The following is a 20,622-nucleotide window of genomic DNA, read 5'->3' on the forward strand; positions in this document are numbered from 1 at the left end:
AGGATCGCACCCACCTCCGGATGACGACCGACTGATTGCACTTAGTCTGCGACCGGATGAACACCCCGGTCGCAGCCTCTTCCAACGTCCTTTCTTCGACGGACATAGACGCGTTCATCACGCGCTGGAGAGCCAACGAAGGCGGGGCCGAGCGCGCCAACTTCCCCCTCTTCCTCACCGAACTCTGCCGGCTGATCGGCGTGCCGGTGCCCGATCCCGCCGACGCGACGCACAACCGCAACGACTATGTCTTCGAACGTGCCGTCCGACTCCAAGATATCGGAGGCATCCAGCGCAACGGCCGAATCGACCTGTATCGGCGCGGCTGCTTCGTTCTCGAGGCCAAGCAAAGCCGCGAACGCGGTGGGACCAAGGAGGTTGCCAGCCCCGAACAGGCTTCGCTGCCTGGCCTGCCGCCTCCCGACGATGCCGACCGTCGCGGCCGGCGCAGCGCGCATCGAAGTTGGGACGTGCTGATGCGCAACGCCCGCGAGCAGGCCGAACAATATGCTCGCGCCCTCCCGACCGATCACGGCTGGCCGCCATTCATCCTGGTCTGCGACGTCGGCCACGCGATCGAATTGTTCGCGGACTTCTCGGGCCAGGGCAAGGCGTACCGGCAATTCCCCGACCGTGCCGGCTTCCGCCTGTATCTCGACGATTTGCGTGATCCGGCGATCCGCGATCGCCTGCGGAAAATCTGGCTCGATCCGCACGCGCTCGATCCTGCCCGCCACGCGGCGATCGTAACCCGCGACATCGCCCGGCGCCTGGCCGAAGTGAGCAAGCGGCTGGAGGATCGTGGCCATGCGCCCGAGCCGGTCGCGCATTTCCTGATGCGCTGCCTGTTCACGATGTTCGCGCAGCGTGCCAACCTGCTCGATCGCGGCAGTTTCACGCAGATGCTGATCGACGCGCGCGACGATCCGTCGAGCTTCGCGCCGATGCTGGAGGATCTGTGGAGCGCGATGAACACCGGCGGGTATTCGCTGGCAATGCGGTGCACGGTGCGGCGCTTCAACGGCGGCCTGTTCGCCGAACGTACCGCGATCCCGCTGCAACGCGAGGAGATCGGCGAACTGCTCGAAGCGTCGCGTCACGACTGGACCGAGGTCGAGCCCGCGATCTTCGGCACGCTGCTCGAACAGGCGCTCGATCCGGTCGAGCGGCGGCGGCTCGGTGCGCACTACACGCCGCGCGGTATGTCGAACGGCTGGTGATCGCGACGATCATCGAGCCGCTTCAGCGCGAATGGGAGACGCAGGTGCTCGGCACGGTCGAGCGCGAGCGGTTGTCGCGTCCCGCGGTGGCGATCCGGGCAGTGCATGATTTCCACGAACGTCTCGCCGCGACGACGGTGCTCGACCCCGCCTGTGGTACCGGCAACTTCCTCTACGTCGCGCTCGAACTGATGAAGCGGCTGGAGGGCGACGTGCTCGAAGTGCTCGCCGATCTCGGTGGCCAGGAAGCGCTCGCGCTGGAGACCGCCACCGTTCATCCGCGCCATTTCCTCGGGATCGAGCTGAACCGCGCGCGGCGGCGATCGCCGAGCTCGTGCTGTGGCTAGGCTATCTCCAGTGGCAATTGCGCAATCGCCGGACGATCGCCGACCCGGTGCTGGAGAAGCTCGACAATATCGCGACGATGGACGCCGTCCTCGCGCATGACCGTGTCGCCGAAGACGGCACGCTGACCAATCCGCGCCGCCCCGATTGGCCGGATGCGGAGTATATCGTCGGCAATCCGCCCTTTATCGGCAAGGGTGCGGCGATGCGCAGCGCGTTTGGCGAACGCTATCTGACGGCGCTGTGGACGGCGCATCCGCAGATCAACCGATCGGCCGATTTCGTGATGTATTGGTGGGATCGCGCCGCCGAACGCCTGACCGAAGCAGATACGCGGCTCAAGCGGTTCGGCTTCGTCACGACAAACTCGATCACGCAGGAATTCAGCCAACGCGTCATCACGAAACGGCTCGCAGCCCCAGTACCGATCGGTATCGTGCTTGCGATCCCCGACCACCCTTGGACCAAGGCGACCACCGACGCCGCGGCAGTGCGGATCGCGATGACCGTGGTCGAACGCGGCGTGCCGGTCGGTCAGCGTCTCCAGATCGTCGCGGAACACGGGCTCGATACCGACGCCCCGATGCTCGGCTTCGCGGCCACGAGCGGCAGGATCAACGCAGACCTTTCGATCGGTGCAAACGCGGCAGCGGCGTTCGCGCTCGTCGCCAATGACGGGCTGTCGTGCAACGGCATGATGCTGGCAGCCCGCGGGTTCGTCCTGACGGCGGCAGAAGCGCACCATCTGCTCGCGATCTCGCCCCCTGCGGCGACCGGCATAATCAAGCCCTATGTCGGCGGCGCGGATCTTGTTCGTCATCTCAGTAACCGATGGATCATCGATGCCTATGGTCATGACGAGACCGCTCTGCGCACGATATTCCCGGCCATTTACCAGCATCTGCTGATGACCGTGAAACCGGTGCGCGATACCAATCGGCGCACAGCCTTCAAGGATCGGTGGTGGATCTTCGGCGAACCGCGCCGCACGTTCCGTCCCGCGCTGCACGACCTGTCGCGCTACATCGGCACGACCGAGACGGCCAAGCACCGCATCCTGCAATTTCTGCCTGCGACGACGACGCCCGACCACATGGTCGTCTGCTTTGCGCTGGACGACGGGTTCTCGCTGGGCGTGCTCTCGTCGCGCGCGCATCTGCAATGGACCTATGCCAATTGCGGGCTGATCGGCGTCGCGCGGTTCGAGCAGGGGCATCGCTACACCAAGTCGCGGATTGCCGATCCGTTTCCGTTTCCCGATGCCACGCCCGATCAGCGCACTGTGATCGGCGACCTCGCGGAGGAACTCGATGTCGCGCGCAAGGACGTGCTCGACACGCAGACCGACCTGACGATGACCGGACTCTACAATCTGCTCGCACGACTTCGCTCGGGATCTGCGTTCGATCCCGTTGCACACGACCAGCGCCAACGCGGTCGCGTCGATATCCTCGCGCAACTCCACGACCGCATCGATACGGCCGTCGCCACCGCGTACGGCTGGCCTGCAGATCTCAGCGACACCGACATCGTCGCGCGCCTGGTCGCGCTCAACGCCGCGCGTCACGCCGAAGAAAAGGCGGGCCGCGTCCGCTGGCTACGCCCCGACTACCAGATCGCGCGCGCCGGGCTTACCGCGCTGCCGCTGCCCGCGCGAGCGGAGCAGATCGAGGCGGACCTACCCGCCGCGCCACTTCGCAAACCGCAGTTCCCGCGCGATGCGATCGGCCAGACTGCGGCTGTCCTCGCCGATCTGCGCGGTGGCGTCGGGCTGACCAGCGACGAGATCGCACGCCGGTATGCGCAAGGCCAGAAGGTTCGCCCGCGGATCGCCGCGACGCTCGCCGCGCTGGCCCGGCTTGGCCATGTCGCTGTCGATGGCGATCGCCACACGCTTCGCCGCGCCGCTTGAGAACTCGGGGTTATCGTCCTGCCCATTGCCGAATCGTCATTTTCCCCCATATTGACGTGGCAGGCTTGAGGCGGCGTCCGCGAGTAATATCGCGAGCGTCGTGCGTTGCGCGTCCAGCTTTCCTTTTTCGCGAACCTGCGGTAAGGGCGCTCGTCCCGAAATTCCCCCAATTCAGAGATTATATTTGGCCAAGGAAGAACTGCTCGAGATGCGCGGCCGCGTGGTGGAACTCCTCCCCAACGCGATGTTCCGGGTTCAGCTCGAAAACGACCACGAGATTCTCGGTCACACCGCCGGCAAGATGCGCAAGAACCGCATCCGCGTGCTGGTCGGCGACGAGGTGCTGTGCGAACTCACGCCGTACGATCTGACCAAGGGTCGCATCACCTACCGCTTCAAATAAGCGCCGCGCGCCGTTCGTGCGGTTGCGTAGCCCAAGCATCGAGGCACCTGTGCTGGTTCTAGCCTCCTCCTCGCCCCGCCGCCGCGATCTGCTCGCGCGGCTCGGCGTCGTACCGTCGCGCGTGGCCTCTCCCGATATCGACGAAATGCCGCGCAAGGCCGAGCTGCCCCGCGCCTATGCGCTCCGCCTTGCGGTGGAAAAGGCCAGTGCGGTCGCGCGCGCCGAGGGCGAGATCGTGCTCGCCGGCGACACGACGATCGCGCTCGGCAGCCGCATCCTGCCGCCTGCCGACACGCTGGAGATCCAGCGCGACCTGCTCGGCAAGCTGTCGGGCCGGCGTCATCACTGCCTGTCCGCGGTCTGCGTGATCGACGCGACCGGCAAGGTGCGCACGCGCATCGCCGACACGATCGTCGCGTTCAAGCCGCTGTCGCCTGCCGAAATCGACGACTATCTCGCGTGCGGCGAAGGGCTGGGCAAGGCCGGCGGCTACGCGATCCAGGGCCGTGCCGAGGCATTCGTGCGCTTCCTGTCGGGTAGCCATTCGGGTGTCGTCGGTCTGCCGCTGTTCGAAACGCGTGCGTTGCTGAAAACGGCTGGCGTCGCGCTTGCCTGAAACCGGGCCTGAATGGCTCTACGAAGCCGGCATCGGCGAAGCGCGCGCTGCGCTGGTGGACGATGATCAGATTCTCGAAGCCGCGATCGAGTTGGACGACAGCACCGCGCTGAAGGTCGGCCTCGTCGCCCGCGCGCGTCTGGTCGAACTGCTTCCGGGTCGTCGTGGTCGCGTCACGCTTGATGGCGGCGAGGCGCTGATCAACTATCTCCCCCGGCATTACACAAGGCGCGAGCCTGACTGTCGAGATCGTCCGCGAGGCGCTGCCCGAGGCCGGCCGCGCGAAGCTCGCTAAGGCGGTTCCGAGCGACCTGCCCCCCTGCCCCGCCCCGACGCTGTACGAGCGCCTCATGGCGACCGGGCTGCCCGTTCACAGCCCCCGCGCGCACGAACCTGATGCGCTAGAGGCGGCAGGCTGGTCCGAACTGCTCGACGAGGCCGTGAGTGGCGAGATCGTCTTCCCGCTTGGCGCGCTGCGGCTTTCGCCGACGCCAGCGATGACGTTGTTCGATGTCGACGGTGCACCGCCGCTGGATACGCTCGCGATCGCCGCCGCGCATGCCGTGGCGCGCGATCTCGCCGACACGGTATCGGCGGCTCGATCGGCATCGATTTCCCGACCCTCGCCGGCAAGGCGCAACGCAGCGCCGTTGCCGCCGCGATCGACGAATCACTGCCGCAACCGTTCGAGCGCACCGCGATGAACGGCTTCGGCTTTCTCCAGATCGTCCGCGCACGCCCGCGCGTCGATCCCCGAGATCCTCCGCGCCGATCCGATAGGCGCCGCGGCCCGAGCGGCGATCCGCACGCTCGAACGCACCCCGCCGACCGCCTCGCGCCGCCACACCTTGCCCGCAGCAGTCCACACGTGTCTGATGATGCGCCCCGACTGGCTCGCGGAACTCGCGCGCCGCACCGGCGTCGTTCACGAACTGGAGAGCGCACGATGACAATCGTCAAATGCCCGATCTGCGACCAGCCCGCAGTCCCGGAATACAAGCCGTTCTGTTCGAGCCGCCACCGCGACCGCGACCTGTTGCAGTGGCTCGGCGAAGGGTATCGCATTCCCGGTCGCGCAATCTCGCAAACGGGGCTGGACAGCGCCGAAGACCCCGACTAAACGCGCCCTTCCGATCGCAAGGTCGGACACTTCTCCGGTCCCAGACCGGACGTGCCCGGATAGCTCAGTTGGTAGAGCATGCGACTGAAAATCGCAGTGTCGGCGGTTCGACCCCGTCTCCGGGCACCATTTTTCCTCAATTTTTACAGCGACTTAGAGATGCTCTCGCTCTCCTTGGTGAGCGGACTTATGGTAGCACAGTGCTAGCACGTGCTTTTTCGGGGCTTCAGCGGTTTCAATGCGTTAACGCTAGGTGCGCTACGTCAGCCGCCGTCGATTTAGCACGTTGCAAGCACGGTAAGCGCACTCCGCAAACCAGCGAGCGCGACGCTTTGGGAGCATATCAGGCATGGAAGTAAGCCGAGTTTCGGCAAAGGAGCCGTTCGCAATATTTCGGCGAACCGGCAGCACCGTCTGGTGGACACGGTTTAGTATCCGAGGAGAAGGGCAGATCAGGAAGTCGCTTGCGACGACCGATGAAGCTGAGGCGCGGCGCGTTGCATCGAAAATGTGGCACGAGGCGCAGTATCGTAGCGAAAACGGTCTGAAGGCCGTCCAGCGCACTTTCCGGACGATTGCCGAAGAATTTATCGAAAATATGCACGAGCTTGTTCGTCTCGGCGAGAAGCGCTTCGATAGAGCCGACCGCATCGAACCGTTGGTGCGGCGCTATTTCATTCCCTATTTTGATGGCAAAGCGATCGATGCAATCACTGACGCGGATATCACGCGCTACGTTGATTGGCGGAAAAGCTTCTGGATTACGGGCCCCGGCAAAGATCAAACTCATATCGAATATGAACGGAAAGGCCGGCGCGTCAAACGGCCGGCGACCGACATGCGCCGCGTACCGAGCCTAAGCACGCAGCGCGGCGAAGCGGTGGTGCTGCGTCAGCTTTTTCGACAGGCGGCGAAGTGGGGATACATTAATCAGAGCCAGATTCCCGATGTCGATACGCCCCGAGTTCCGCCATCGCCAAGACCTAGCTTCTCTGCCGCCGAGATTGAGCGATTGCGGACCTTGGCCGAGCAACGCATGATTGACCCGGCAATCAATCAAGAAGTTCGGCGCGACCGAACGGTTCTCTACGCATACGTTACCCTTGCCGCGAACTCCGGAATGCGGCCGACCGAACTACGTAATTTAAATTGGGGCGACGTCTTGGGGTACCGCGCGGGCATCGGCGCGCCGATCGGCAAACGCGATATTCGCCTGATGGCGCGCGGCAAAGCTAAGTTTCGAGAGTTCATCCCGCACCACGGCGCGCTTGCAGCGCTCGACCTGTTATGGATGCTCTGGAAGCGGGATCATAACAATTTGCCGACCGATAGTGACCCCGTATTCGCATCAGTCAGCGGCAACCGGCTTACGTCGCTGAACAACAGCCTGACCGCCCTTCTCGAAGCTGCGAACCTTAGGACGGACCATCGTGGGAAGAAGCGAGATAGCTACAGTTTCCGACATTTCTATATCTCGCAGCAGATACGGTCCGGCGTCGACGTCTTTGTCCTCGCGCGGAACGCTGGCACCAGCCCAGACATGATCGATAAATTTTACGGGCAGGTCAGCGTTGAACAGTTCAAGGACGCTCTTCGCCCTGCATGGGTGTAAACTCCCCTTGCGCGGGTCGTACAGGGCCACCACCGATCGTCGGACTGTCGTACAAGCCATGGCCGCCAGAGGCGCTCACAGGGGCGCTCGCGCTGATACGTTGGTTCATCCCGGTGTTTACGCCTCCCCGTTGAGGCACTTGAGTCGATGCCTTACAGCAGGAGGCAAATGATGAAGCAGGAGTATCGGGATCGCGCTGGGCAACTGATTGGATGGAGCGAGCAGCGCGGCCGGCCAGTCGGGGGCCGTGACCCACTGGAACGCTGGTCGGATGGTAAGACGGACACTGCAACGAAACGCGCGATCGGCCCGGCCCGCGGGTAAGCTGTTTCAACGCGCCATGTAGCTCGGCCGTAGCACCAACGATGTTCGGCTTAACTGCCTATCGCGGTCACAGCCTCTGCAGCAGTATGACTGCCTCGAAATAAGCATTCTGCCCGGCCGGCCTAGCTTTAAAATCCGCCTTTCCAAGTTCTATGTTGATCGACTCAATGAATTTGAACGGGATTGCGCCGTCGCTTTCTTCAATCAATTCAACAATATTTTTTACCATATCGAATTTTTCGACCACTACCTTTGTAGCTAACTCGTAAAACGAGTGATATCTACTTACTACAAAAGCCACTTTTCCACCTGGCTCTAAGACACGGGCCATCTGTTCAAGAGCCAGGATCATCTTTTCAAAATACGCCAACGTCGGTAAAGCCTTCGGACCTCTAGCGCGTTGAGGCTGCATCCATTCGACCAGTCTAATTACATCCTTCGGCAGCTTTGCTTTGAAGTCTGGCTTTGCCATAATACTGCCTATAAGGCCGCTTTCACGAGCAATGACCTCTTCTTCTGACATCAGCCCAAGTGCGATCAGCGAAGCTGCCCTGCTTCTCAAATATGTTTCACGCCCGGAGGATGCGGGCAGGTATGGCGGGGATGTCACAATACCGGAGATCGATCCGCTAGGTAATGGCAGATCCGCAATATCCGCGACTTTGAAGACTGGAGTGACTGAGTTACTAATAACACCCGCATCTCGCATCGAGATATACTGCTTAAGACGGGTAAATATTAATTTAATCTGGCTATGAAAATTAGCGGTAAAGCTTCTTTTGCTAACTTCTACGGAGAACCTATTGTCACCCGTCCCCATCCACCTCAACGAGATCTTTGTGGCCAAAGCGTGACTAATGCATAGTTGCGCCAAAGATTTCGCATGCGCATTCTTTATTTGTTGTGCACGGCTTAGAACCTCCCCTACCTCAGCTTCAATTGCCTCTGCGACTGCCCCCGTTAGATGAACAGCGCGGTCACGAAGTAAAAACTTAGGAAGCTTGAATATAGCTTTCACGTCTCCAACTACGGAAGGTATATTGCACAAAGCAGATATAACGTCCTCATTGGAATTCAATTCAAGATTCGACTTTTGCTGGGATATGAACACAGACAACGGATCGATATCGGTACCTACAGAAGATAGGCCCATAATCGTGGCTTCTACGTTTGCCGTCCCGCTACCGCAAAAAGGGTCAAGCAATATATCTTTATCGTCCGGGCACGTTATATTGATAAGCGCCCTTGCCATTCTCGGAAAGAACTTCGCCTTATATTTGTGGAAGTCGTGAGATAGATACACGTTCCTCTTGCGATCATGCGCGCCTTTGACCTTAATCCTCGTTTCCGCCAGGCTATTCGTGTCGCCGGTTAGCAGATACCCTTCCTTCGCCGTAATCTTCGTAATGTCAAAGTTAAGGTACGGTGATCTCTCAAGCAAGGTCGAGGCCGTCAGTATTTCTACGTAATCCTGCGTTTCTCGGACCAACAGATTTCGCAGTTTTGCATCGACATGACCGAGATCGTGCCGTTTTAATATAATAGAATGCCAATAAGACAAACGCCTTAGGGCCTTCCCTAAGTTAACGTCGCCAGCAATTACATAAAGATATTCGGCGTCGCAGAGGACCTTTGGCTGCTCCACCGGATAGACTATCGTATCGCCTCGATTGATGGAAACATCTTGCCCCAAGATTGCCGTAAGCTCCAACTCGGCAAGGCGTCGCTCATTAGCACATTCAAAATCAACTTTTAGCGTAACCCAAAATTCCACGAGCACCCTCTCTGCAGTCGTCGCGTCCTTATAATCTGCCAGAAGGAGGGTCAACCAACCCGCCCCCGGATGGACGGATTCTCGACCGTCTGATAGGTGATTGCTCAACGCGCAAAATCGGTTGAAAATGCTACCATCGATCACTTCTCCGCTTGGCGGTTCGCCCCCTATCGTGCGTAAAGGGCGCACTGCGAAGGAAGGGCCGTGTCAGCAATGCGTCTACCGCTTGGGATGCCAGTCTTACGCCCTTTTAGAACCCGCACTTTTTGCGAAAGCTGGCTTTCAGAAGCAGGCGCCGTTGGACGCGATCGATCGAGCGCTTGACGATATCGTAAAGATCTTCATTGACGGGGTGATCCGTGCAAGGGCATCCGCTTGGTTTAATGAGGTAGAAAGTGGCATTTACCTCGCCGCACTTTTCGACCTTTGCGCCACCGGGCTTTATACCAATGGCCTTCAAAAATCGGCGGAGTTCGTCTCAGACGCAGTAGTTTGCGACGAAACTCAAGCATTTTTCCCACTCACGTGGATGTGCCCCCACTGCGTCGCGAAGGGGAAGCCGCTGGACGAATGCTACCTCCCGGACGCCGTACGGAAGGCCGAGCCACGCGGCTCTTTTCCGTTTAAGGATTATCCTCGTGTCGAACGCCTCGCCAAACCAGGTGGTAGGGCTATTGGCGATTTTGGCATCAAGATCCTTAAAGCGATCTTGCGGGGCGTATTCTTGAAAACAGCTCCTGAAATAGTGATGCGTGACGGCGGCGGGATCAGGGGAGAGTTTGACCTCACGTTTGCCAGCGAACAGCACCTGATATTCGGAGAAGTTAAGGCTAAGCCGCTGATCGTTTACCCGCTGAGAATTGGACTTTCAGCAGCGCCCAGCTTGGGAGGGCATCGCTGGCATCGGATTAGCGCAAGAGACGCAAAGGACATGACGATATATCTTGCGGCATCTGACTATCACTTGCCCATAACTCCACCTACTGTTCTGGATAGTGACGTGTGGCCTCTGCCACAACTAGCCACGCTTTTAGGGGATCCAAACCACCTTGAGACCATCGTCCAGAATTGGAAGTTGCACCTTGATCGCTACCGAGCGTGGGTAAATGAACCTCGTGACACGCGGTGGCACCGATTTGGGTGTGGCAACTTCTCTGTTAGGGAAGACGGCGTTTCCGTGGAGAAGCGAGTTGCGAACACGAAAGAGCTGCCGGGCTTAGACCGGACCGACGATGTGAAAAAGGGAATGGCTCAGCTGCTGAGGTTCGCTCGCTACAAACACGATTGTCCGCAGAGAGCTATCAGCTGCGTTCTCATTGGAAATACTCATGCAGAGACCCACGCCGCAGAGTATGTCGATCCGGTAGTTACTCTGAAAATAATGCGCGATGGGCAGGATACTCATCCTGTATGGCTATTCGACGCAATCATTGGATTTACACGAAACGATATTAATAACCCGGGCTTGCATAGTATATTCGATTTGTCCCGCGTATTTCGGCAGTAATGAAGCGATGGCTTTTCCGTGACACTCTCACAGCCAAAATACTCGTTGATATGAAATGACTCTATCGGCGATGTAATTGGTGGCTTTTTTACTATTGCCTAATATTAGTGCACTTTTACATTCTCATCTCCGAATACTTTATTAGTAAAGCGTCTTATTTTTTACTTTGCCTCGTCTACTAACGTGATGGCGTAGATCGTCAGCATTCCTCTACCAACATGATCGTAAGAACCCTGCGCGTCAGGGCGGAACTGGCCGGATCGCGTGATCGGAAGCTGAGCCCCCTATCGTAGTAATGGATCTTCCAGATAATCTGCTGACCTGCCGCACTCAGGAACGCGCAATCATGTTCGCCGTGCGGATCGTTTTCTGACGAGAAATCGGTAAACATCTGGACGGCTAGGAAGACCTCCAACTGAGCCTCAATGGGCAAGGCCGTGACCCCACAGCTCAGGCATATTTCGCCGCCGCCACCGGTCCTTCGCAGACGATCGTTGAGGCGGGCCGCGATCGCGGCCCGCCTCATCTCGTCGGCCATATCAGTTTGTCGCCTTCTTCGCCTTCGGCTTGAAGTTCGCCTTACGCTCCGCAATGGCAGCGGTCAGCTGCGGGTCGAGTTCGCCAGCGTTGATCGCTTCGATGATCGAGCTGATGATGTCCGGCACCTCGTTAACGTCTTGGACTGAAACAGCGTTCATGCCCTTGGCGAATTCGAGCGGCTTGCTGCCGTAGCGAAGCTGGAAGAACATCTTGCCACCGGCATCAGCGAACCAACCCTTGCGAACATGACGCGCCGCTTCGACGCGGACTTTTTGCCCCGCCTCGTCGGTGCGCGTAACCTTCTTGGTTGCCCGAAACGCCGTTCCGGCGATTTCCGCCTCGGCTAGTGCCTTCTGTTCGGCGAGATACTGGAGGAGCTTGGCACGAAAACCATGCTCGGCAGTGCCTGGATTAGCCGGGGCAGCTGCAACCAGCTTGAGTGATTTAAGGATCGACATGGGCATCTCCTTGCAATTTGTGACTAGCAAGTCTTAATGCCTTCGCTCCTGAGAGCGACCGGAGATTGGCGGAAGATGTCATTAAATACCCAAAAATAATTATTCCGCCATGAACACGTTTTAGCCGTCATTTTATGATTTATCCGTCGCTATCTTACTTTTAATTCTACTGCTATCATGTTTACCTTGGCTTTATCATTTCTCGACTTACTTTCTTGATCTTCAATATCATCTGGTGATAGTTATCACTGCGGCCCACGATCAGCGGCCCGCGTTCTGCATGATATGTCGATAAACCGTAGGGCCTCGCGCGGCGGCAGCCCCCGACATTTACCGAGAGGACGAAACTTCCCTGTGCCGTGGCAGCAGAAGACGATCACTCGTTTGGGGTCGAAGTTCTTTCGTGATATAATCTGCGACGCCTTCCGCATTGTGGACGGCTTGGATGTCGAGATTACCGCCCTTGACCATGCTTTCCCATATGCCATCGGCAATCAGACAAAAACGCAGCTTCTGGATACCGGTCATCTTGAAAAGCGCATGGATGTGGATGTTGGTGTCCGGCTTTTCGATGGTCGCGATATAATTCGTTCGCTTTTCAGGGCGGCGCAGAAACGCGCGACCGATTAGTTTGCGATCAAGGTGCCCGTGAAACTTCTCCAGCGCCACCTGCGCTTCATCCATGCCGATCCCCCGGTTGAAGACGAATGTAACGAACAGGTCAGGATTGAAATCGGTCATCCAGCGAACACATTCGACCCGATATTTTTCGCCCGTCGTTGCGGGCAATGTGGCTTGTGCCATCTTGCTCTCCATTTGACCAAGTTCCGTTAGTCGGCTCGTATTATTCTATTTATCATCACGAACGATCTGAAGGGCCTACCGATAAATACGAGCGTTCCCACAAATGGAGGCACGCTGCTATGATCCTCGATGACGTATTCTTGTTCCTGAAAGGCACGGGCGCGGCCCAGAGCCACGCTGTCTTTTCGACCGTCTTTCTCGGCCACTCCCCACGGTACTACGATTACTTGCGCTGCTCCGGGGCGAAGCCGAGCCTGCACTCGCTGCTTAAACTCGCCATCTGCCTGCGTGATATGGCTCGTGCGGGAACCGGAAGCCCCGTCGAAGCCCTCGCGGGCGACCTCGCCCACCGCGTTATGTCACGGGCACTAACGCAATGCCGCTGACGCAACGGCATTTGATTATCACCATACAGGCGGCTTGCCGCTGACCCGACGCTGGCATAGTTCTACCCGCAAATGCGATTGGGGGGGACGTGGCGAAAGAATTGAAGCTGGCGGTCGGCGCGTTAAACATTCGGCTACACCCGCATTCACCCGAGCTTTACGACGAATACCTACAGGCAATTTATGGTCTGCGGATGCCGGTTCGTATTCGAGGTGACCGGTTCGGGATGATAACACTTCTCGATCGACGCGGTGCCGAGAAGGGCCTGATCACCGGCTACCTTCGCACCTTTACGAAGATTGATCCAAAAAGCCGCTGGTTCGATGAAAACAGCTTAGACGACGCTGATCCTGATCTACTCCGACAGATCAGTATTCCGGCAAACGCCCATCCGAATTCGTCGGCGTTTCGATTTGGCATAAACATTCAGAAGCATCTGCTTACCTTCGAGCAGTACAGCGGAGGGCGACAACTAACCCCACGAAGCGCGGAGGTGATTTTCCGTGCGCTCTCGGACGAACGCGCAATCGTGGATCGCTTCGGATCGGTGAAAATCAGCATCCTGCAAGATCGTGCGTCTCTTGATCGCATCTTTACCCTGCGGCGTTTGAAGAGCGTTCGCTTCATAATCGACCGCCCCAATCCCGACATATGGGGCGATGATCTCGAGGGGCAAATCGATAATCAGCTTGCTGCGGCTCACGCGCAACGGATTGAAGTTGCTTACACAGCGCCGCCCGGGGGATCATTGCAGGAGACGCCAAGCCTTCGAAGGCTTGGCACGGCAGCCCTCACTAACGGCGAAATCGAAGCGCGTGGTTACAACGGCGATGGTCATGTCCGGATATCGACGCGAGATAGCCCGCGCGTCGATCAGACGCGATATGATCCTGAGGTAGAAAGTGAAGCGACCGCTTTTGACCGTTTACGGCGTGGCATGGAAGCGAACCAAGGATGAGGCTGCCGGCCAGCTACAGGGGTTTGTGGGGAGCTTTGTCGCGTTATTGGCGCGACTATGGAGGCTGGCGTGACTTTTTCCGTTCGCCGCTCCTTCACTTCTCAGTTGCCGTAGCCGGAGCATCTTATTCGGCTTGGCTCAAACCCGACTGGACCGATCTGCCACTATCGCTTTTGCCAAACCTTCTTGGTTTTAGCCTTGGCGCATATGCGCTGATTTTTAGTTTGGCAAATGAACGCTTGTTGGCAGCGCTTAACGTTCCTACCGCTGATGGCCGCTCAACCAACCTCAGAATAGTTAATGCCACCTTTTTGCATTTCATCTTGGTTCAGACTTCCGCGATCATCTTCGCACTCGCGAACAGATCCACTCTATTCATCGACGGTGTTGGGCTTTTGCCTCTGACGGAAGCTAGTACCGCAACGGTCCGACTCATACTCTCCAGCCTCGCGGGAGCGGTCGGATACTTCTTAACGGTCTATGCAGTTGTCTTGCTAGTTGGCGCGGCGCTAGCTGCCTACAGGTTGGCCATCATGAGTGGCAAGGCCGCTTCCGTAGTGCAACAAATAGCGGCTTTACCCGCAGCGCCGCCGGCCACATCTTCCGCAGGGAGTAAGACAGAATAGATGAACTGACGTCGGCACGCGTATTCCGCACTAGGGACTATCTAACGACGCGTCACTACGGGGATTATCGGGAGTACAGCGTTAGTCGCTTTCAGGTTTACTCGACCGAGACATGTAGCCGAGACGCGTTCAGCGTCTCCTTTAGGTTGACGCAGCGCTTCCGAGACGCATCGTGCCATAGGTCTACACCCTTCCGAGACAGGAGATGCGATGATTATCGGGTACGCGCGCGTCAGTTCCAGCAGCCAGAGCCTCGAAGTACAGCACGAGCACCTCACTGCGTCCGGCTGCGTAAAGATTTTTGCGGAGAAGCGTAGTGGTCGATCAGTCGAAGGGCGTGAGGCCCTGGGGGATGCGATCGACTTCGTGCGCGACGGCGACGTTCTGGCGGTAACCCGTCTCGATCGCTTGGCGCGATCGGTGGTGGACCTACACCGCCTAATCGAAAGGCTGACTACCAAGGGATGCGGATTTCGCGTGATCCAGCAGTCTGGCATCGACACGACGACCAGCACTGGCAAGCTTACCTTGTCGATCCTCGGTGCAGTAGCTGAGTTCGAGGCCGACATCCGCCGCGACCGGCAGCGGGACGGCATCGAACGTGCCAAGGCGAATGGGGTCTATCGCGGTCGCCAGCCTAGTATCGATACGGCTCGCATTGGAACACTGATGGCGGCAGGGATACCACCGGCGACTATCGCCCGTGAAATGGGCGTCGGCCGCGCGAGCGTCTATCGGCACCTGAACAAGCTATCCGTCGATTGCCGTCACGATATGACGCCGGCGCCGTGACTGAATCGCGGAGGCCCCTACATCCGCCGAAGGTCTGCCATCGCCGGTCTCAAATAAGCTAGTGGGTCTTTCGCCTGACACGCGTTCATGAGCGCCTGGTAGCTGTTTACCACCCAGCTAGGGGCGAGCGCGGAAGCGTCGACTGGATGCAGTTCCATAATGCTGTTCGCGGCGTCGATTGCGAACAGCAAAGCTTCGACGTTGTGATGGATCAGCAACTCTTCACTAAGTCCGTCCCAATCGGTGCGAGCGATCGATTTAGGTCTTGGCACGCACAGTTCACCCATCAACATGCGAGAACCCACAGCGGTATGCCGAATGGGGAACGGTACAGTGGCGTAGCCTGGCCGATCAACAACCTGGGGAAAGAAGTTTGTCGAGCTAAACAAGCTGCTAGATACGCGTGGAAACCCGGTAGCTTGCCTCTGAGATGCGAGCAAGGTTGGCGACGAAACGTCGAAGGTAATCAGCAGGTCATCGTCGCCTAGGCGCTTCCTAAGACCCCGCTGAATTGCAGACAGCGCAACCGCCGATCCAATATCAGCCATACCAAGGACATGGATACGGTTCTGATCCGGCGTAAGTAAGCCGTCGTCAGCAATTCGCACGAGCATGTCGGAAAGATGTGAGAAGTCCTCGCGCATCTTGCCACCAAAAGCCCATCCGCCTGCCGGAAACCATTTTACCTCACGATACCAGGCGAGGGCGTCACTACGGTTTTCGCCCTGAAGGACGTTTAAGTAGCGCGTCTTCCCAACTCGGTGGCGATCGAAATATTTGAGATTCTCAACGGTGATATCGAGCGCCGCCCTAAACGTTGGCCATGGTGTTCCGGCCGCGACGCCGCGACTTGGAATATCGAGGGTCATAGCCTCGTCTGTGTGGTGCTCTAGAGCGGTTACGACCCACTGACGTGTCGCATCGCCACGCCAGAGAGCCGGATTTTTCAGCAGCTGGTACCCGCCACTATCGCCGAGGATCGTGACGCCGCATCCGGGACGCCGGCTAAACATACCCATTGGCACTGACGCGCCAAGATAATGTCCTAGTGAAAACAGGGCTCGATCAACGTGGAAAAATGGGTTCGTCGGGTCGAGGTAATCGAGATCGGCAACCTTGGACAACCAAGACGGCAACCCCATCGGCCTGACGCTGGCATCCGGCCGATTTATAAAGCCATGCGTGCGAGGCTGACCCGCGTTCGTGAAGGTCGCACGCTCATTGTACGGCGCGCCCGTGTAGAGTTTTGTCATGTCGGCATCCCTATGCCGGTGCCCGCAGGCACCGGAGTTGGAGTATCAGGCAGCTTGCTGGTTGGCGGCTGAGGCGTCTTGAGAAGCAGACGCAGCTTCATCAGCGGCCGGGCAAGAGCGAGGTCGCTCTACACGCTCGAACATAGCCGGATTTCGTACCCCGCCTTCGAGTAGCGTGGGCACAAACAGTTGATATCGCGCTACTCGCGTCTCGCAGTCGAATTCGACCAGTCCGCCAGTGTCGATGCTGATCTTCACCGAGATCGGACCGACTTCATTGATCACATTGACGACCCGGAATAGATCGACGCTGGAAATCGTTGCAATACCTGAACGGTCGCCCACCGCCGGTATCGACACTGGGGCGGCCTTGTCGCCTTGCGCGAACGTCAGGTTGCCCTTGGTTATTTTCACTACCGTCGCGTGCCGCCCTGTCGCGGCTTTCACAGCAAATTTAGTCAGCAGGTCCGGGAGCTTCCCGTTCTCCAACTCGACCTGTGAGGTGCCAGTCGCCGAAAACGATCGTATATCGATGGTCCACTGACGAGAATGCTTCGAGGAACCGAACGACAACAGTGGCAACGCACGCACAGAGAATGGCTTGATGCGCTCATTCCGGCTCTCAAAGGTCAATAGGCGGGTGTCCTTGCTGTACCGCGCGCCATTAAACGACGCCCTCGACACTCCGCCCGCGAGTTGCCCCATCAGCTTCTTCGTCGCGCTGCCGTTGAAATGGTAAGGCCAGCTCATCTCGCCGGCCGGCAACACGGTGTCGACCTTGCCGGTCACACGTACAACCACGCCGGCCGCAACGCGCGATGCGGCGACTGTCAGAGCAGACCGTCCGGTGAGCATCACGATCGGCAAGCTGGGCATCATGCTGCTACCCGCGTACGTCTCTTCATCCGGTCGCGCGACCTCATCGCTAACCTGCCGATCAAACATCATGCAGACGGTCGATACGTTCGCCCAATACCGAACCTGATCCGGCAGTCCTGCATCTAGCGCCGGCAGATAGGGAGCGAGCTGACCGATGACGCTGGCCGGGACAGCAGAAAGCGGTACGATCCGCATATTGCCGTCGCTACCCATTCGCGTGATGCTCAGAGTAATGTCGGGGGCGAATGGTAAGGCGGGCGTAGCGGTAATTCCGTTGATATCAAGCGCCCGGCCGAACTGATCGAGATCGAAATCGACGACTTCTTCGCTAATATCACCTTCGCCGCCGCCCAGAGCCTCCTTATGGGCTCCCACTACGCCGTCGATGCCACCATTAGCCGCGATCCAGTCCGCAAGCGCAACCTCGTCAGAAGGAAAGGTTGCGGGATCGGCAAAGGCAAAATAGTGGAGCGCCTTGAACAGCTTTGCGCCTCGGTCGACGAGGTTGCGTGCCTCTTTCTTGGCGACCTTGTCCGTGATGGTGTCCACGACATAACCCAGGACCAGCTGCGAGCAATGGTTGAATACGTCGACCTTGTTCTTGATGTTCCGCTCAGCAAACAAAGACATGATGGCATCGGCAGCTTGATAGATCGGTTCGCCGTCTATTTCCCCTGTCTTAGCTAAGCCTCCCAACTGCTGGAGATGCAGGAATCCGCCCGCCTGCACGAGCAGCTTATCACGTTCGCTCTGCTTGCTCGCAGTTACCGCTCGGCCGAACCGCTCGTTGAAATCGAGGATGAGGTCGAACGGCGTCGGCCCGTTGGAAAGTAGCATTGGTTGTCTCCGGTCGCAGCGAGCGTATCTCGATACGGAGGAGATGTCGGAGACAGTCGTGGTGCGCAGGCAAGACACGGGCGTCCCCGGCACCTCATCGGTGTCGAGAAGCCCGCCCTGCGTTCCTGGCGGTTCGCCTAGGCCCGTTTACCTAGGGGCGATCCTTCGGCTTGCGCCGGCCGCCCACGAAAGGCGGCGGTCGGATCAGAGCAAAAACGGCGTATGCCGCTTCACCAACGCGCAGCCTCTATGCCGGTTTTAACCCATGCGATCAACAGGATCGTTGTCTTAGCCTAAGACGCGGGTCTTAGCTAAGATCGGGCGCACCTTCGGATTGCGTCACCGTGCTTTCTTCCAGCTATCCGCTCTGTTGCTCATCGCGAATTTATTGTGCAACCGAGAGACCTGATCACTCGGTCAAGATGCACCTTAATTGTTCTGCGTCAGGTGCCAAGCACGCAATCGGAAGCTCGGCCGCGGAAGAAAGACCTTCGAAGCCGCACCACTCGCCAAGCCAAGCGCGGCTAAGTTCTTCGAGTAAAACGGCATCCTTCGATGAAAAATTTGCGATCGTGTGCGACGCAGGGTTCCTTACTGCATCGACAAGCTTCTGCTGCAACGGCCGGATCTTTTCCGGGTCCGTCAGCTGATTATCTGACCGCTCCATACGTTGTGAGAGCAGCGCTGGGACGATGACGAGTAGGGCGCCCAGCGTTAATTTCATGCTAGCCGGCGGGAAGGCGAAAGCCTCTTTTGCATTGAAATATCGGTCATAGTCCGCTTCGGGAGGAACTTCCGGCGGGTTCGCATAATCGATTTCGCAATAGCCCGAAGCAAGCGACTGCAGGATCGCTTCCGGCAGGTTCACAAGTGTATGAACTCTGCTGGCTGGATCGACCAGTTTACCGGCGGCTTCTACCAATGCACTCATCATGAACAAAAGCAGATGACGGACAGCCTTCTCAGCGGCACGTCGCGTGAACAGATCAGCCTGTAGGCGCACGGATTTGCGATCTACTATTAGGGCAGTTGCCTGATCGACGACGTCCAACCAGCCTCGAAAGGCTTCCAGCCCAGGTGCGCCGATCTGCCGGATGCGCTTTGAAGCGTCTGCTGCAGCCTGCCAATCGAATCCAAGCAAGCCCCGGCCAGGAACGGCTGTCAATGCGCCACGGATCACGACCAGGTTCCGAAATGTCGCGAGCCTTGGGTGTTGGTCGCTCATCGTCAGCGTCATCTCGGCGGCAGCTACGAAATCTGATGCCTCCATCGACTGCAGGCATTGTCCATATTGAGCCCAGATCGAAAGATCCTTTGTCAGAATGCGCCGAGCGATTACCGGGCTCGCGCAGACAAGCTCACCCGCACTGTTCCGCTTGCACAAGAAGTTAGACAGGGGATGGTTCAGCAAAGCAGCTTCCTGCGCAGCGTTGACCCGTCCCACTGCGAGGTTGGCAAGGAGATGCTCGGATTCCGCACCTGCTGGAAGAACTCGCGCCAGGAACCGGTCAATCGCGGGACCCGAGCGCGCGGCGCACTGACTGATCAATGTCATGCGATCGCATGGCGCGAGATCCAACAGCGCCACGAACACGGTGTCTGGACCGCCGCCTAGGCTGAAAAGGCGATGGGCAGTGGCTTGGTCAACGTTGCGCGACGCGGCTTCAGCAAGGAAATCGGCGTTGCCGAGCGGCGTCATTATCGCCTCGTCATGCATATCGCCATAGACCGAGTTCAAAAAGGGCTGCTCGCTGTCCATCAAACGTCGGATGGCGTCATAGCCAATTGGTGAAAACGCGAGGGTCGTCAGCTGACCGTCGCTTTCCATACTCCTGAGCCGCGACAGCATGGACGCCATACCCCCGTCCCGAATACTGGCAAAAGCGTGGAAGCGCTCAATCATTAAAATTGGATAGGCGCCCGCCTCGATCGCCGCCTCAATACTATTTTGCAGAATGTCAGTCGGGAAGTCTTGGGCACAGGTATCGACCTTGATCGCCAATCTTTTTTCAATCGCCTGACAAATTGCACTGGCAAAATGCGCGCTGGATTCAAGACCATCCGAGACCAAGTTGATGCAGATAGGGGTATGGTTCGAATAGCTTGCGGGCATACAGAAATGCCCATCAACCCATTGCTGCACGAGCCTGGCAGATCCTGCTTCGTCGCAGCCCTGCGGAACCATCACGAGCATCGAGCGGCCCGGTTTTGCTCTCCAAATTGTCTCGGCTCGCATTGCGAACCAGTCACAATCC

At 58.3% G+C, this 20,622-nt stretch carries 22 protein-coding genes and 1 tRNA gene; 15 read left to right on the forward strand and 8 right to left on the reverse strand.

Annotated elements, in window-relative coordinates; genetic code table 11:
- The first annotated feature begins 35 nt into the window (after positions 1 to 35).
- The 7 genes from QP181_RS14455 (at position 36) to QP181_RS20070 (ending at position 5,200) form a co-directional block, all read left to right on the forward strand.
- Positions 36 to 1,220, forward strand: a complete 1,185-nt coding sequence (locus QP181_RS14455; protein ID WP_333928980.1) for a type IIL restriction-modification enzyme MmeI — start codon at positions 36 to 38, stop codon at positions 1,218 to 1,220.
- Positions 1,217 to 1,567: a DNA methyltransferase gene (locus QP181_RS14460; protein ID WP_333928981.1), complete on the forward strand. Its 351-nt coding sequence runs from the start codon at positions 1,217 to 1,219 to the stop codon at positions 1,565 to 1,567. Before QP181_RS14455 ends, QP181_RS14460 begins: the two co-directional genes overlap by 4 nt.
- Positions 1,555 to 3,477, forward strand: a complete 1,923-nt coding sequence (locus tag QP181_RS14465; protein WP_333928982.1) for a DNA methyltransferase — start codon at positions 1,555 to 1,557, stop codon at positions 3,475 to 3,477. Before QP181_RS14460 ends, QP181_RS14465 begins: the two co-directional genes overlap by 13 nt.
- A 184-nt stretch (positions 3,478 to 3,661) precedes the next feature.
- Positions 3,662 to 3,880 (forward strand): translation initiation factor IF-1, encoded by a 219-nt coding sequence (gene infA / locus QP181_RS14470; RefSeq protein WP_031441079.1) that lies wholly within the window; start codon positions 3,662 to 3,664, stop codon positions 3,878 to 3,880.
- Positions 3,881 to 3,929: 49 nt separating this feature from the next.
- Positions 3,930 to 4,496 carry a Maf family protein gene (locus QP181_RS14475; protein WP_132734885.1) on the forward strand — a complete coding sequence of 189 codons (567 nt, stop codon included), beginning with the start codon at positions 3,930 to 3,932 and terminating at the stop codon, positions 4,494 to 4,496.
- Positions 4,489 to 4,791 (forward strand): hypothetical protein, encoded by a 303-nt coding sequence (locus tag QP181_RS20065; RefSeq protein WP_443027545.1) that lies wholly within the window; start codon positions 4,489 to 4,491, stop codon positions 4,789 to 4,791. Before QP181_RS14475 ends, QP181_RS20065 begins: the two co-directional genes overlap by 8 nt.
- Before the next feature lie 55 nt (positions 4,792 to 4,846).
- Entirely contained in the window at positions 4,847 to 5,200 is a 354-nt protein-coding gene (locus QP181_RS20070; RefSeq protein ID WP_443027546.1) for a hypothetical protein, read from the forward strand.
- Here QP181_RS20070 and QP181_RS20075 read toward each other — a convergent pair.
- Positions 5,167 to 5,364: a hypothetical protein gene (locus QP181_RS20075; protein ID WP_443027547.1), complete on the reverse strand. Its 198-nt coding sequence runs from the start codon at positions 5,362 to 5,364 to the stop codon at positions 5,167 to 5,169. The two genes, QP181_RS20070 and QP181_RS20075, sit on opposite strands and share 34 nt — an antisense overlap.
- Positions 5,365 to 5,442: 78 nt before the next feature.
- On the opposite strand from QP181_RS20075, the gene QP181_RS14485 reads away from it, so the two are divergent.
- From QP181_RS14485 to QP181_RS14495, 3 genes are all read left to right on the forward strand, one after another.
- Positions 5,443 to 5,616, forward strand: a complete 174-nt coding sequence (locus QP181_RS14485; protein ID WP_333928983.1) for a DNA gyrase inhibitor YacG — start codon at positions 5,443 to 5,445, stop codon at positions 5,614 to 5,616.
- A gap of 53 nt (positions 5,617 to 5,669) precedes the next feature.
- Positions 5,670 to 5,745 (forward strand) — tRNA-Phe (locus QP181_RS14490).
- A gap of 379 nt (positions 5,746 to 6,124) precedes the next feature.
- Positions 6,125 to 7,228: a tyrosine-type recombinase/integrase gene (locus tag QP181_RS14495; RefSeq protein ID WP_333928984.1), complete on the forward strand. Its 1,104-nt coding sequence runs from the start codon at positions 6,125 to 6,127 to the stop codon at positions 7,226 to 7,228.
- Between the two features lie 391 nt (positions 7,229 to 7,619).
- Here QP181_RS14495 and QP181_RS14500 read toward each other — a convergent pair whose 3' ends face one another.
- Positions 7,620 to 9,380: a TRM11 family SAM-dependent methyltransferase gene (locus tag QP181_RS14500; RefSeq protein WP_333928985.1), complete on the reverse strand. Its 1,761-nt coding sequence runs from the start codon at positions 9,378 to 9,380 to the stop codon at positions 7,620 to 7,622.
- 244 nt (positions 9,381 to 9,624) lie between these two features.
- Here QP181_RS14500 and QP181_RS14505 point away from each other — a divergent pair, with 244 nt between their 5' ends.
- Positions 9,625 to 10,833 (forward strand): hypothetical protein, encoded by a 1,209-nt coding sequence (locus QP181_RS14505; protein ID WP_333928986.1) that lies wholly within the window; start codon positions 9,625 to 9,627, stop codon positions 10,831 to 10,833.
- A 199-nt stretch (positions 10,834 to 11,032) separates the two neighbouring features.
- On the opposite strand, the gene QP181_RS14510 is transcribed toward QP181_RS14505, so the two are convergent.
- The 3 genes from QP181_RS14510 to QP181_RS14520 all read right to left on the reverse strand — a co-directional run bounded on the left by QP181_RS14510 (position 11,033) and on the right by QP181_RS14520 (position 12,635).
- Positions 11,033 to 11,371, reverse strand: coding sequence for a DUF3768 domain-containing protein (locus QP181_RS14510; RefSeq protein WP_333928987.1), 339 nt, complete (start codon positions 11,369 to 11,371; stop codon positions 11,033 to 11,035).
- Between the two features lies 1 nt (position 11,372).
- Positions 11,373 to 11,837 carry a hypothetical protein gene (locus QP181_RS14515; protein ID WP_333928988.1) on the reverse strand — a complete coding sequence of 155 codons (465 nt, stop codon included), beginning with the start codon at positions 11,835 to 11,837 and terminating at the stop codon, positions 11,373 to 11,375.
- Positions 11,838 to 12,161: 324 nt separating this feature from the next.
- Positions 12,162 to 12,635: a hypothetical protein gene (locus QP181_RS14520; protein ID WP_333928990.1), complete on the reverse strand. Its 474-nt coding sequence runs from the start codon at positions 12,633 to 12,635 to the stop codon at positions 12,162 to 12,164.
- 119 nt (positions 12,636 to 12,754) lie between these two features.
- Here QP181_RS14520 and QP181_RS20080 point away from each other — a divergent pair, with 119 nt between their 5' ends.
- From QP181_RS20080 to QP181_RS14535, 4 genes are all read left to right on the forward strand, one after another.
- The gene (locus QP181_RS20080) at positions 12,755 to 13,021 is read left to right on the forward strand and encodes a DUF6626 family protein (protein WP_443027548.1); all 267 of its coding nucleotides are present in this window, start codon (positions 12,755 to 12,757) and stop codon (positions 13,019 to 13,021) included.
- A gap of 101 nt (positions 13,022 to 13,122) precedes the next feature.
- Positions 13,123 to 13,980 (forward strand): DUF4747 family protein, encoded by an 858-nt coding sequence (locus QP181_RS14525; RefSeq protein WP_333928991.1) that lies wholly within the window; start codon positions 13,123 to 13,125, stop codon positions 13,978 to 13,980.
- Positions 13,977 to 14,606 (forward strand): hypothetical protein, encoded by a 630-nt coding sequence (locus QP181_RS14530; protein ID WP_333928992.1) that lies wholly within the window; start codon positions 13,977 to 13,979, stop codon positions 14,604 to 14,606. The genes QP181_RS14525 and QP181_RS14530 overlap by 4 nt, the downstream gene beginning before the upstream one ends.
- Before the next feature lie 210 nt (positions 14,607 to 14,816).
- On the forward strand, positions 14,817 to 15,398 hold the full coding sequence (locus QP181_RS14535; protein ID WP_333928993.1) for a recombinase family protein: 582 nt from the start codon (positions 14,817 to 14,819) through the stop codon (positions 15,396 to 15,398).
- 17 nt (positions 15,399 to 15,415) lie between these two features.
- Here the strand turns inward: QP181_RS14535 and QP181_RS14540 are convergent, their stop codons facing one another.
- The 3 genes from QP181_RS14540 to QP181_RS14550 all read right to left on the reverse strand — a co-directional run bounded on the left by QP181_RS14540 (position 15,416) and on the right by QP181_RS14550 (position 20,561).
- Positions 15,416 to 16,651: a lysophospholipid acyltransferase family protein gene (locus QP181_RS14540; protein WP_333928994.1), complete on the reverse strand. Its 1,236-nt coding sequence runs from the start codon at positions 16,649 to 16,651 to the stop codon at positions 15,416 to 15,418.
- Positions 16,652 to 16,696: 45 nt separating this feature from the next.
- Positions 16,697 to 18,367 (reverse strand): hypothetical protein, encoded by a 1,671-nt coding sequence (locus QP181_RS14545; protein WP_333928995.1) that lies wholly within the window; start codon positions 18,365 to 18,367, stop codon positions 16,697 to 16,699.
- A gap of 409 nt (positions 18,368 to 18,776) precedes the next feature.
- Entirely contained in the window at positions 18,777 to 20,561 is a 1,785-nt protein-coding gene (locus tag QP181_RS14550; protein WP_333928996.1) for a hypothetical protein, read from the reverse strand.
- Positions 20,562 to 20,622: the final 61 nt, after the last annotated feature.

Origin of the sequence: Sphingomonas sp. LR55, assembly GCF_036856015.1 — a bacterium.
Taxonomy (GTDB): Bacteria; Pseudomonadota; Alphaproteobacteria; order Sphingomonadales; family Sphingomonadaceae; genus Sphingomonas.

Bases quoted from the DNA above. Each gene is read 5' to 3' on its own strand.
- QP181_RS20070 (WP_443027546.1), top strand. From the start codon at position 4,847: ATGGCGACCGGGCTGCCCGTTCACAGCCCCCGCGCGCACGAACCTGAT.
- QP181_RS14485 (WP_333928983.1), top strand. From the start codon at position 5,443: ATGACAATCGTCAAATGCCCGATCTGCGACCAGCCCGCAGTCCCGGAA.
- QP181_RS14495 (WP_333928984.1), top strand. From the start codon at position 6,125: ATGTGGCACGAGGCGCAGTATCGTAGCGAAAACGGTCTGAAGGCCGTC.
- QP181_RS14510 (WP_333928987.1), bottom strand. From the start codon at position 11,371: ATGGCCGACGAGATGAGGCGGGCCGCGATCGCGGCCCGCCTCAACGAT.
- QP181_RS14515 (WP_333928988.1), bottom strand. From the start codon at position 11,837: ATGCCCATGTCGATCCTTAAATCACTCAAGCTGGTTGCAGCTGCCCCG.
- QP181_RS14520 (WP_333928990.1), bottom strand. From the start codon at position 12,635: ATGGCACAAGCCACATTGCCCGCAACGACGGGCGAAAAATATCGGGTC.
- QP181_RS20080 (WP_443027548.1), top strand. From the start codon at position 12,755: ATGATCCTCGATGACGTATTCTTGTTCCTGAAAGGCACGGGCGCGGCC.
- QP181_RS14530 (WP_333928992.1), top strand. From the start codon at position 13,977: ATGAGGCTGCCGGCCAGCTACAGGGGTTTGTGGGGAGCTTTGTCGCGT.
- QP181_RS14535 (WP_333928993.1), top strand. From the start codon at position 14,817: ATGATTATCGGGTACGCGCGCGTCAGTTCCAGCAGCCAGAGCCTCGAA.
- QP181_RS14540 (WP_333928994.1), bottom strand. From the start codon at position 16,651: ATGACAAAACTCTACACGGGCGCGCCGTACAATGAGCGTGCGACCTTC.
- QP181_RS14545 (WP_333928995.1), bottom strand. From the start codon at position 18,367: ATGCTACTTTCCAACGGGCCGACGCCGTTCGACCTCATCCTCGATTTC.
- QP181_RS14550 (WP_333928996.1), bottom strand. From the start codon at position 20,561: ATGCTCGTGATGGTTCCGCAGGGCTGCGACGAAGCAGGATCTGCCAGG.